This is a genomic window from Nostoc sp. (genome assembly GCF_036917615.1).
Lineage (GTDB): Bacteria > Cyanobacteriota > Cyanobacteriia > Cyanobacteriales > Nostocaceae > Nostoc.
In genome coordinates this window covers 134356-147443 of the sequence record NZ_JBALCZ010000012.1, presented here as the reverse complement: position 1 = coordinate 147443, position 13088 = coordinate 134356, and the positions used below count along the sequence as shown (strand labels likewise).

The 13088-nt window shown below is 39.2% G+C and carries 8 protein-coding genes; 5 read left to right on the top strand and 3 right to left on the bottom strand.

The window, feature by feature from the left end; translation table 11 throughout:
• Nucleotides 1-17 precede the first annotated feature (17 nt).
• Complete coding sequence (locus V7K85_RS03225) at nt 18-632, bottom strand: hypothetical protein (RefSeq protein ID WP_334811205.1); 615 nt, start codon at nt 630-632, stop codon at nt 18-20.
• Between the two features lie 1582 nt (nt 633-2214).
• Here V7K85_RS03225 and V7K85_RS03220 point away from each other — a divergent pair.
• The 4 genes from V7K85_RS03220 to V7K85_RS03205 all read left to right on the top strand — a co-directional run bounded on the left by V7K85_RS03220 (nt 2215) and on the right by V7K85_RS03205 (nt 7644).
• Complete coding sequence (locus V7K85_RS03220) at nt 2215-3255, top strand: substrate-binding domain-containing protein (protein WP_334811204.1); 1041 nt, start codon at nt 2215-2217, stop codon at nt 3253-3255.
• Nucleotides 3256-4497: 1242 nt separating this feature from the next.
• Nucleotides 4498-5823: a substrate-binding domain-containing protein gene (locus V7K85_RS03215; RefSeq protein ID WP_334811203.1), complete on the top strand. Its 1326-nt coding sequence runs from the start codon at nt 4498-4500 to the stop codon at nt 5821-5823.
• Between the two features lie 957 nt (nt 5824-6780).
• The gene (locus V7K85_RS03210) at nt 6781-7209 is read left to right on the top strand and encodes a hypothetical protein (RefSeq protein ID WP_334811202.1); all 429 of its coding nucleotides are present in this window, start codon (nt 6781-6783) and stop codon (nt 7207-7209) included.
• Between the two features lie 201 nt (nt 7210-7410).
• The gene (locus V7K85_RS03205) at nt 7411-7644 is read left to right on the top strand and encodes a DUF3134 domain-containing protein (protein WP_196514950.1); all 234 of its coding nucleotides are present in this window, start codon (nt 7411-7413) and stop codon (nt 7642-7644) included.
• 113 nt (nt 7645-7757) lie between these two features.
• Here the strand turns inward: V7K85_RS03205 and mltA are convergent, their stop codons facing one another.
• Both mltA and V7K85_RS03195 read right to left on the bottom strand, forming a co-directional pair.
• Nucleotides 7758-9119, bottom strand: coding sequence for a murein transglycosylase A (gene mltA, locus V7K85_RS03200; protein ID WP_334811201.1), 1362 nt, complete (start codon nt 9117-9119; stop codon nt 7758-7760).
• Between the two features lie 126 nt (nt 9120-9245).
• On the bottom strand, nt 9246-10601 hold the full coding sequence (locus V7K85_RS03195; protein ID WP_334811200.1) for a proton extrusion protein PcxA: 1356 nt from the start codon (nt 10599-10601) through the stop codon (nt 9246-9248).
• Nucleotides 10602-10679: 78 nt separating this feature from the next.
• Between V7K85_RS03195 and V7K85_RS03190 the strand changes: the two genes are divergently transcribed.
• Nucleotides 10680-12872, top strand: a complete 2193-nt coding sequence (locus V7K85_RS03190) for a recombinase family protein (protein WP_334811199.1) — start codon at nt 10680-10682, stop codon at nt 12870-12872.
• Nucleotides 12873-13088: the final 216 nt, after the last annotated feature.

Here is a 13088-nt window from a genome sequence, read left to right as displayed (position 1 = left end):
TGAAATATCTGAATTATTTACGGCTGTGAGCCAATTACAAAGCGTGTGAGTACATCAGCAATGGTAACAGCAACAACGACTAATAGGGGAGTTCTGGCAATGCTTTGCCAATCTTCATCTTTACGCACTGCGTTAATCACACCAACCAGGGAAATTGCAATATAGAGTAAGTAAATCGCCCGCAACACATTAAATATCAAACTTATTGCTGTCTCGCTACCACCACCATTTGTTGTTGCACCACCTAAGTTTTTTTTGAAAAACTTTTCAGCTTCCCCAAAAAACTGTGCTTGTGCAGGGGCTGCAAAACAGTCTAACCAATATAAACTCAGAATGATTGCTGCTGCTAAAATTTGTAATAATATTAGCGATCGCCTTGGTAAATGCACCTGCTCCCCAATTTGCTGGGTGATGACTACAATTAAACTACCAACTAGTAAACAAAAGAGCAGGATAGGACTTTTTAGGGTGATAACGCTTACAAGTACAGCACAAGCAATCAAAAAAGGTACAGACTCAACCAGAATAATCAGGCCGGATTCCAGTCCCAGTCTGAAGTTATGAGATATTTTGACCGCACTAACAGTTAAAGCTTTGAAAAAGTTTCTCTCGTGAGAACTTTGTCTAGACATTTGCTAATTTTCCTATAATCTACTATGAGTGTTAGGTGTCTAAAATTTTACAGTTATTTACAATTTAACATGATTTAATATTCATTTTTAATGTTAATTATAAAATTACCAGTAAAGTTTTATATTATACACAATTATTATTGAATTAAGTTAAGAGAATATTAATTTTGGTTTAAAAGTAAGTATGCGTGATTTGAAAAATTAGGTTTCTAGCTTTAAACCAAAACTCTTACAGTCCTCCTAAACTTTTTCTATGCCAGCGATTTTGCCTCAATTAGTGGTTGAGGAATCTGCTAAAAATGCGAGAAATATTTGGGAGCAGAGTTATAAGTTCTATAGAAAACATTTTATTCCTCCAAGCTACCGTTTTGTGAAGTGTTATCCTTACCTAGTGTACTACAAATTACTACATAAATTGCTACGACTTTGAGCAAGTTCGCAACGCAGTGGCTACAATATCCCAGCTGCAAAGGTCTTTGGGAACACTTTTGGAGATTAGCGCGTTAATTGTCAGTCTATCGTCCGTAGCACGAAATAGAACACGCTTTATTCTTTTTCCTAAATATTCCGAATGTTTACAAATTTATTCATTGTCAAAAAAGATACTTTAACTTAATTGGTGACATCAAACACCAAAGGCGCAGTATAGATTTCTGGTATTATAGCTAGATTTTTCAGCTATTTTTTTGCGACGCCTGGGTTGGGCTACGCCTACCCAACTAATAAAAGGATGATTGATCAGATGCTCAAACAAGTATTTTTGTGAATGCACACGCTGATTAATTTGTCAACTGAGTAAGCTATATTAAATACTTATTAAAACGTCTAAAAAAAGCTTGATAAACAAAACTATATATAAGCGAGAGTTTCAGATTTTACTCTGGATAAATAATAAAAATCGTTACAAAAACCACTTTTAAAACAACTCTTAATTATAGCCAGAAAATATCTAATTTTTTTAATCATTCCATAATGCGATCATGACTTGAGCTTAACCTTAACATTCTACTGTTGATTTCGTTGGCAAATTTTAACAGCTATATATCTATAGCAGTCCTAAAAGATTCGTGAAATTCTGACTTTCTTTACTTCGCACCTTAGCAGTAGCTTGTGGTATACTGCTGTGCGTTTACATTCAAGAAAGTAATTTTCATAATTCAGATAAAATTGCCATCCAAAATAAGTAAGTGGGTAAAACTAAACATGGCTTTTTAAAAGGGTATAAGAGACTGAGAATGGTAATTGAGGCATGATTTATAGTACCTAGTAACTGCTCTCTTATCCTAAAGCCACTGAATATTTATACAAACTTACTTTGCAAATGTAGAGTTTTTAACTAGCAAATAATCATGTCATAGGGTGGATGAGCAATGGCTTAATGCCCTCTAAATCTTGAAAAATTTGCCTTTGATTTCTCTACATTTTTCAGAGCTTTGTGAAAACTTTGGATTTATTAATAGCCTTTTTAATTAATGCCAATTATTTGTGCATATAGATAGAAGGTTATTTATAATCGCCAGTTTGACACTTGATTTGGATTTGATATGGTGTTGAACCGGAAATTAATTTGAAGGAGCTTGACATGGCTTTTTATCGCAATCGTCAATTGACCCATTTGGCAAGTTCAGTTTCTGTATTTGCTATCACAATTGGTTTAGTAGCAGGTCAATCTGCTACTCTGATATCTCTAGCTGCGACCTCTATAGGTAATGGTGCAGGTGCAAGTACTGTAAGTACTTTATTTGCAGCTCTAAAATCGAGCTTCACATTCACATATACTGCAACTGGTAGTGGCGCAGGGTTAAAAGCTTTTTTCGCTCAAACCCCACCAGCTGGTACTCCTAAGCCAATCACTTTTGCAGATAGTGACGACCCCGTAGCAGGAACAGAAAAAGTTACTGGTGGTCGTGGTTACGTCCAAGTGCCTCTGGTAGGTGTCGGAATCACGTTAGCTTTTAACACTAGTGGTCTTACTGTACCAGCAAGTGGACTTAAGCTTTCACGAGCTAGTTACTGTGGTATTTTGAACGGTAGCATCACAAATTGGAACGATAAGAGCATTAGTTTAGATAATGGTGGTGGCCAAGTAGCACTCAATGTACCCATCAAAGTTGTACGTCGTACTGACGCAAGTGGTAGCACTTTTATTTTAAGCAGTCATCTCAATACTGCATGTAAGCCAGCTGCGACTCCAGGTATTCCAGCAGCTAATGTATGGAATAGAGGAGTGGGTACAACTGTTAGTTGGCCAAGCACTTTCATTAGTGCTATGGGTGGCGGAGGTGTAGCCACTGCGATCACAAGTAATAAAGGTGCAATTGGTTATGTGGATAATGCTACCCGTTTAACTAATAAGCTACCTGCTGCACTCTTACTTAACAAGGCAGGTAAGTATATTGCTGTCTCACCAGATTCAATTACAGCGGCTATTAAAGATGGGAAGGTTGTAACATACGGTACTAAGCTGACTAGAATTGATGACTTGACAGATCCCAAGAGTGCAGGTGCTTATCCCATTTCCGGAGCAACTTATTTCTTGTATTACTCAGACTTAGACTTTAAAGGGTTCATTGCAGCTGCAAAAGCTAAAGCTCCATCTCTTGGATATGGTTCTGTTCCGTAGGTTTATAAATTAACCTAGCAGACTACCAGAGAATAGCTGTTAATTCTGTTGAGAGAATTTAACAGCTACCAAGGGCGTTGCTGAATTCAAGTATGAAATTTCAAAGTTAAACGCTTGGAACCTTTGTTTTTGCTCCTGTGAGCGAAACAAAATTCATCCTCTTAATCAGCAACGCCCTATTTTACAGTTTTCTACAAAGATGTTGACTGACAGAAATATGAAAGTTCTGCCCCAGAGTTTGTTTGAAGAAAGTTGGCTTGAGCCTCAAGTGTGACTCAGGGGTGCGATCTCAAATCCCAAAACTCCGATTCTCTCCTAGCAGTTTCTCGGTAGCAAGGGTAGTGAAACACACGCTTGAGGACTTTTCAAACATCCTCTCAGGATTATATTACAATCCTGGGGTTTTATTCATAGCGATTATCGTTTGCATGCAACATGCGGTAGGGGTGCAAGACGTTATGCTCCTATGAAAGGACTTTATTCTACCCAACAATTTGTCAATGCGTAAGTCCTATATTGAGTGAAGAACATTCATTTTTATCTGCAAAAATAATAAAATTTGCCAGAAAAACCACCTTTTAAACACCTCGAAATTACCAAAATATATTTAACCTTTTACAATTATTCTATAATCTAATTATAATTTAAGCTTAATTTAAACTTAACCTTATCATTATATATTAATTTAATTGGGAAAATTTAATTAGCTATTAACCATAGCAGTCCTAAAAGATTGTAAGATTCTGACTTTCTTTACTTCACATTTAGCGGTAGTATGTGGCAAACTGCTGCATATTTACATTAAAGAAAGTAATTTTTATAATTCAGATGAACTTGCCATGCCAAATAAGTAAGTAGGTAAAATTAAACATGGCTTTTTGAAAAGGAATGAGAGATTTAAAGTGGTAATTTAGGCATGGTTAATAGGTACTATGAACCATTTCCTTCTACTAAAGCCATTGAAGATTTAATTATACAAACTTACATTGATTGTAGAGTTTTTAACTAGCAAGTAATTATGTTAGAGGGTATATTAGCAATAGTTTAATACCCTCTACATATTTAATGCTTTGCCTTTAATTTACTCTACATTCTGAAGAGTTTTGTGCAGACTTTTGTTTAATAAATAGCTTTTTATGCAAGTTTACTGTGCTTATAAAAGGTTATTTTTAATCGCTAGTTTGACACTTGATTTTGATTTGATAGGGTATTGAACCGGAAATTAATTTGAAGGAGTTTGATATGGCTTTTGATCGCGATCGTCAATTGACCCATTTGGCAAGTTCAATTTCTGTATTTGCCATCACAATTGGTTTAGTAGTAGGTCAATCTGCTACTCAGAAATCTCTAGCTCAGACCTCCACCACTCCTGCCCCATCTGGAGTAACCTCCATAAATGGTGCAGGTGGAGGCAGTATAAATACTTTGTTAGTGGGTACAGGAACTACCTCTCCTTATGCCCCACAAGCCTCATGGTTTAACACTTACGGTGTTGGAAATCCTACAACCCTCAATCCTCCAGGAGCAGTTAATCCGCTCGTAACATTCAGATATGATGCGATTAATAGTAGTGTAGGGGTAACAGCTTTTTTCACTCAAACCCCACCACCACTAACAGCTACTAATACTGCTACCATCTTACGTCCAGTCTCTTTTGCAAATACTGATGACCCCATAACAGGAACAGAAAAACTTAGTGCAGGTCCCAATACTGGTATCCCCATCCAAGTGCCTGTGATCACCTTCGGAATTGCGTTAGCTTACAACTCCAGTGGTCTAAATGTACCAGTAGGTGGAATTAAACTTTCACGAGCTACTTACCTTGGTATTCTTAACGGCACCATCACAAATTGGAATAATGCCAAAATTAAAGCAGATAACGGCGGCAGAATAATTACAGTAAATAAGCCCATCGTTGTAGTACGTCGTAGTGACAATAGTGGTAACACTTTTACTTTAAGCAGTCATCTCAAGGCGGTATTTGGTGCTACATGGAACAGAGGAGTTGGTCAAATAAGTATTGCTCAACCTGCTGGTGGTATACCCAATCCACTACCAGCCAATACAGTTGTTTGGCCAGCCAATTTTCAATTTGCTTCAGGAAGTAAAGGTGTAGCCACCAAGATCAAAACTACTGCTGGTGCAATTGGTTATGTGGATAATTCTACGCGGTTAGCTAATGGTCTGCAAGCTGCTGTCTTACAGAACAAGGCAGGTACTTACAACCCCATCTCACCAACTTCAATTGGAAATGCTTTTGTCGGTGCGACTGACCAAGATGCAAGTCCTCGGCGGATTAAACTCGTAGTCACTGATCCAACAGCTGCAAATGCTTATCCCATTGTTACCGCAACTTACATGCTATTTTATGGAAAATACGCAGATGCTAAGGTAACATCTGGTATTAAAGGATTCATCAACTGGGCTTTAGGAGTACCACCTGTTCCAGCACCACCAAATGCCACAACCAACCCGAACAACATAGCTATAGCTCGGGGATATGCTCCTCTTCCCGATGCCATTAAAAAGCAGGCTACAACTCTTGTCAATACTTACGTAGCTCCATAATTGCGTGAATACCATTTTTGGTCTTAACCGCCCTTGCCTCTCTTAGGTTTATAAATATCTTGGCAAGGATATGAAGGTTATGCCCCAGGATTATATTTACGATCCTGGGGATTTATTTAGGTGATGATTTATATCAATAACTCCTAAAAATGCCCTTAAGATTTAGCAAATTTAGGGTATTTCAGCAGTGCATAGCCAAGTTTTTTTAACAGTTTATCTCATTCAACTAGAGATAGTAAATTGAGTATCCTGAAAGCTTATAAGTAGATGGGTATAAATAAATATCAGAGAGTTTGTGATTGCGCTCGCCGTTAGACGTTAATCTAGGGTACGAAGTTAAGCGATCGCAGGGGTTGACAATTTAAGTGTTTTCCCTGTTTCCTGTGTAAAAATATTAACTTATGTGTGGCTAAAAAAAGTTTAACTGTCAACTATGTTATAATTAGGTGATTGAGAAATATTTTCGGTCATGTAACTGACTATATAGACTGCCTCTCCGAATCTAAATCTCTACATCCTTTGATTCTGGAGGTGTTTGATGTCAGTTTATATTGCTAATCTACCTAATGAGGCCCAATGAAGTTGAAGATGATCACCTAGAACAGGTCTTCTCAGAATAGGGATTATCTTAAAAGAGTTTTGATGTCTATCAACTTGAAAAGTGGTGAAAATAGGGGATTTACCGTTGTATAAATGTAAACAAACGTCGAAGAAGTAACCGCTATTCGGGTGTTGAGAGATATCCAAGGGATGGGTGATAGTCTCAAAGTTAATAGAGCTAAGACCTTTAGAGATGAAAGTCTTTAGCATTCCAAAACTTGAAATTTTTAGTGAGCCGAACTGTATTCCAATACCTCGCGTGAAATTGATACATCTCACTGTCAAAACATGTGCTAAGAAGAAGGGAAAGTAAACTGTGCCACAAACTCAGACAACATACGGATATTACTTGAACTTATGCCAACGGATATAATTACCCGTCCTGAATCTCTCACAGAAGATTGTTTCTTTACTTATGCCCTTGGGACTGATTTGCATGATACTAATTCGACAGCCCAATATTTACGCCGAATTAGAAAAGAAGATAAACCATATATCGACCTAGCTGTTTCTCCCAGACCGGGCTATCGGTTTGAGGTTTGCCTTATCCCTGTTGAAGGGTTCGCTCAAGAAACAATTTTGACAAAAGATGGGTTCGCCAAAGCTTTAGCGATTATTTGTGCTGTATCTAACAAAGCTAGAAAGCGATTTCCTTCAGGAAATGGACAAGATATAGTCCGGTGTCAATTTAGCAACTTAGCTGATGCAGTCGCTGTAGCGAATAGATTGTCTGCATTACCCTCTGATATGTATGAAACTCTCGCCAAGCTGCCAAGTGCCTTGTGAGATCGTGTCCGCTTGAAGATTTATTATTAGGACTGACGCCAAGACATTTCAATGGTAAGTAACTAGAGGGACAAGAGAATAAAAAACTCAATGGTTAATATTTCATCTGTTGACAAAAGACTTGTTATACAAGACTTTTAAGCTTAGTGCAAAACTTTCCTGTTTTTGCCAGTGACCCGTAATTCAAAGTGAGTTTTTTTTATGCCTATAAGTCCTTTACGTGAAGAACCTCGTAACCAGCGAGCGCCTGTAATTCGTACAAGTAATGAGTTTATTCTCTTGGAATGGTTAAAGTCAACTGGTCGTCTAATAGAGCGTGAACATCAAGAATCTGAGTATCTAAATGAAGTAGAAGAAATTTCAGAAATGATCGACCTTGACGATATTCCTTATGATCATGACGATGACGATGCTGAAATGGATTTAGAAGCCTAGCAAATTAGCTCCATTTTAAAACAGTTGTATTGAGTCCGTTGGCATACTTTTAGCAGTTTTCAATTGCGTAAAGTACCGACAATTCGTAGGGTAGCACAGCTAGCTGTGCTACCCTACTTGAGTAATAGATAAAATAATTGTCCATTGCTGACTGTAACACCAGCGCGATCGCCTGCTAATTTCCCAGTACCTAAAAAATAATCTACCCTACCTGCACCTTTAATTGCACCTCCGGTATCTTGGTCAAGAACATAGCGACTAACGATACGCTCCTCCATTTTTCCGGTAGGATTAACAAAGGGAATAGAAGTGCGAATCAACGCTAAAGCACCAGGAGGCATGAGGGATTTATCTGTAGCAATAGAACGCTCTGCTGTTAGTGGTACGTTGATAGAACCTTGGGCTGGCTCACCGTGATTTTCTTGAAAAAAAACAAAACTGCGATCGGGCGGAATATAAGTATTTAATTCTTGAGGATGCTTTTGGAAATAGTTAAGAATAATTGGCATACTCATACCTTGTAGCGGTAATTTGCCATCATTCGCTAATTCTCGCCCAATGCTTTTGTAGTTATAAGCGTTATTACCAGCATAGCCGATTGTTGTTTGAGTCCCATCAGTCAGCTGAAGCCTCGCTGAACCTTCAATTTGAGCTAGATATGGTTCGAGGCGATCGCGAAACCAAAACAACTCTAATCCTCGCAATTTCCCTTTTGCGCCTTGTAAACCATCTGCTCCTTCTAATTCCTTACGTGTAGGATGAGGCTTAGACCAGGAGTTTAAATCAGGAGGTAATCGATAAACAGGATAACGATATTCTGCTGTGGGGACACGACTGGCTGCGTAAAGTGGCTCATAATAGGCGGTGAACAAAACGGAACCTTTGGTGTCTTTACCCACTGACTGGTAAAGAACAAATTCCCGCTCGATGGCTTGATGTAATTCTGTTGCAGAATTAGTTTTTAATAGAAGTTCGCGGAATCTTTTCAAGCTTTTGAAGACGCGATCGCGTTTAATGTCAGCCACCTGATAGTTTTGATAAGCAGTCACAGCATTAGTTGTTTGCAGGTATTGGAGACTGTGAGCGATCGCACTCATCAGTGCCTTTTTGTCTGGATCTTCAATTTTGAATTTTGTTAGCGTAGCGTTAGCGAGTCTGCGAGCGTCATTTTGAATTTTGAATTGTTTAACTGGTATTTGTTTATAGAGTACTTCATCCAAACAAGAGCTATCACCTTGACAACAAGTAATTGGTAACCTCTTAATCAATGGTGCTTTTTGCTTTTGTGTAAATGCATCTTGATTTTTAGCAGTCAAGGACATTGGTATATCCCACTTTTTCACGCGACATTCTGGCGGGCTGAGTTCCTGATGCGCTAAAGATGGCATACGCACCAGCAAAATCGACATCACCACAGGTAAGCTGATGGAGATAACTTTGTTAAACTTTCTTAATCCAGCAAGTGTTTTTTTCATCAAAATTCCAAATTTTTGAGATTATCCCACTTCGCTCAAATTCAAAAATCAAACATCAAAAATAATTTTTAATTGTTTTACAACACCAAAATTTTCCCCAATACCCAATGCCCCATGCCCAATGCTTTATTCATTCATATTACGGTAAGTAGCAACTGCGGAAGGCGATATCCGGTTCAAATATCGGAATATCCAGTATTTGAAAATGGTATCTAAAATCACTGGAAATGTGGCAATAAATAAGAAGATAAAATCTCGATGTGCTGGTAATCCCCAATGACGCGATACACCTTCTAGGAGTACTTCCCAGCCATGAGGAGAGTGGAAACCTACAAATATATCGGTAAACAAAATGATGATAAATGCCTTGGCACTATCACTAAGTCCATAGACAATATGATCAAAGAAATCTTTGATCACAGCAATAGAAGACTTGCTGACGACTAAAAGCCAGATAAAAGCAGCGACTGATAAAATATCTGCAAAAACATTTTTGATTGCATTAGAGCTTTCGTTACGAGATTCTTCAGAAAGCTCAATAGCCCTCTTTTTCAGTTCTATTTCCATCTGCTCAGGCAATAGTGGAGGGGCATTTCTAATGAGATTTTCAAACTTGACCTTTTCTTCAAATCTTTGTAATTCTTCAAGGGCTTCCTCTTCCATTTCTGAATTGAGGAATATCTGCATTTGCTCAGTGCCTCTAGACCGCTCAATAATTGGCCCTACTACGAAAGCTTTTGCTATCTGATGTGTTAAAAGTGGTACAATAATTAATAGTAAAAGAAATCTGATAGATATTATTGTTCTTCTTTGAGACTGACGAAAATTTTGAACTACCTCTTGTTCAGAATTAGGGTCTAATTCAACTTGCAGACGAGTGATAGTACTTAAAATAGAGCGTGGTAAAACGCCTGTTGTATCCACCTTACCCTTTGGTTTTGGTTTTTTCTGCCAGTCTTGAGTTTGTATTTTGGGTGGTAATGTTGGAGTATTTACAAGCAGCGACTTGTCGTCAGATATCACAGAGTTAACTGGTATATCTGGAGGTTTGACTACTAAAGCTTTGGAAGTTATTTGATCAGAAATTGTTGTGTATTTGGATATAACTTGATCGATGAAGTTTAGCTTTTCCAAAACCAAAGAAGGACTGGGATGCTCTATACCTGCTTTTTGAGCAGCTTTTTGATTATCTTCATTTAGAAACCAACGGCTTGCTCTAAACTCCGTCAGCCGCATCCTGGCAATTTTTAATAGCTTTTTTAGGTCTGACTCAAAATAATCCATTACGCTGCTACTGTACATGGCTGAGTCAGTGTCTATTTTATTACCATTGAAATGCTTATTTTCTATTTCCTGAATCTTTAATGCTGCATCGTAAGCCTCATGTAAAGAACGTTCAGGAGTCTGTAAGTACCGTCGATAAGCAGCAAGTAAGAAGGAATAGATTTTTTGGCTAAAAACTGAGTTTTTCATTGCAGACAATCATCCAGCATTATTTGGTGATTATTAACCTTAAGTTAACGCACGAGGTATACTAGCAAATCTACAAGGAGAAAGTTTGTGGTTTCTCATTCGGTTTGGATTGTTGGGACTAGCCGCAGTGGTAAGACGGCTCGCTTGGTAGAGCAATTTTGTAGTTGGGTACAACCTGAAAAGCAGTATACTGAATCATTTTATACTAAAAAAGCAGGACGTAGAAAAGGCGTTCAAATACCCGAATTTTTAGATCTTAAACAAACAGAGCCAGGAGTTTTAGTCTTAGCTGCCAATGATGATAATCGTCGAGAGTTAGGAGATATAATTGTTACATCGACCTTGGGAAAATATCCGGTTCGTGCCAAGACGCCACTAGGTTTTTTTCAGGATGAAGTTATTTTATTTTGGCCGTTGCTAATTAACTTGTTGAACCTAAAGGCACAGTTTCCGGTACGGTTGCGACCAGAAACGGAGCAAGAGTTAGCAACCAAACTCTGGCGTCCCCAATTAGACGAAGAAATTTTACGAATTGCGGGAGTGAATGAATCTCGCTTGGTGCGTCGCATCCTAGACTTATTGCAATTAGCAGCTTACAGTGGTACACATTGCGAAGATATTGCCCAGATTTTGACAAGGGGTCTGCGGGACAATACCACAAATTTAGAGCCGGAATTTCTAGCTTCTTTGCTCCTAGATTGGCGTAACTGGTGTTTAGAGAGGGGGTTACTGACTTATGGGATTATTACTGAACTTTATAGTCAAGATTTGTTAAGCGATCGCAATTACCAGCAGCATCTAAATAAACGCTATCAGGTGGTACTGGCGGATGATATTGATGATTATCCTAGCGTAGCGCGTCTTTTGTTTGAGTTGCTGTTGGATCAAGGCGCAGTCGGGGCGTTTAGCTACAATCCCGACGGTGCAGTGCGATTGGGATTGGGAGCAGACCCCACCTACCTAGAAGGGCTAGCAGAACGTTGTCGGGTAGAAATCTTGACCGGGCCGCCTCCTGAGTCCCTTGGTGAGCAAGCTAAACAGATGGTGGAATTAGTCACAGAACCGATGGTACTATTGAGTTTACCTGAGATTGTGCATTCAATTCAAACCACCTCCCGCGCCCAACTATTGCGGCAAACAGCCGAGGTAATTGCTAATGCCATTCAATCACGGCAAGTAGAACCAGAACAAGTGGCAATTATTGCACCAGGTTTAGATGCGATCGCTCGTTATACTCTAGTAGAAATCCTCGTCAAGCAAAACATCCAAGTAGAATCGCTGAATGACCAACGTCCCTTAGTTAGTTCACCCGTCATTCGCGCATTACTCACCATGCTGGCACTAGTTTATCCCGGCTTGGGACGCCTCGTAGATCGGGATGCTGTAGCAGAAATGCTAGTTGTCTTAAGTAGAAAGCAACAAGCACCAGAAAACTCCTCACTCCTCACTCCTAACTCCACACTCCTCATTCAGCACTCCTCATTCAGCACTGATATTGACCCGGTACGTGCTGGTTTGCTTGCAGATTATTGCTTTGTACCGCATCCTGATCGGCCCAACTTGCTGCCAGTGTCAACCTTCGAGCGCTGGGATAGAATCGGCTATGCAGCGACCACAGCCTATAGTGAGATATTACAGTGGTTAGAAGAGCAGCGTTCGCAACAAGAACTGCGTTTAATTCCTAGTCCCATTTCCCTCTTAGATAGAGCAATTCAGCGCTTTTTGTGGAATGGTAGCAATCTCCCCTACGAACAACTAGCAGCACTGCGGGAATTATTAGAAACCGCCCAACACTACTGGGAAATTGACACCAGGTTACGGCAAATTGCCCCAGTTGAGACAACACCTCACACAACTATTATCGAATTCATTCAACTACTGCGACGTGGTACTATTACCGCCAACTCTTACCCTGTGCGCCCCATTGGTGGAGCCAGAAAGGCTGTCACCTTAGCAACCATATTTCAATATCGATCTAGTAGGCGATCGCACCGCTGGCATTTTTGGCTAGATGCTGGTTCACCCCTGTGGGCAAAAGGTGGCGCGGCGACTTTGTTTGGTGCGCCGTTTTTCCTGCGAGACAGGTTAGGCGAACCTTGGACAGCAGAAGATGAGAAATTGGCAGAAGAACAACGACTGCGAAGGATTTTGGCAGATTTACTGTCTCGTGTATCTGAGAGAGTTTATTTGTGTCACAGCGATTTAGCAGTGAATGGACAAGAGCAATTAGGGCCGCTGTTACCTTTAGTGAATGCTTGTGTGACGCATTCCGTTATATAAAGCTTATCCAAAGTTCTCTAAATTTGCATAATAATTCATCCGCTATTTTAGCAGTTTCGTCTCAATTATTATAAGTAATATCACTATTATTTGAGGTTGTCCAATTCTTGAATAATAATGATAATAAAAAATGAGGATAGAGGGCGAGCGACTCTCGCCCTCTATCCTGCTCCAAAGTAACGATTATCATTTTTATTATCAATTTTTTGAGTATTT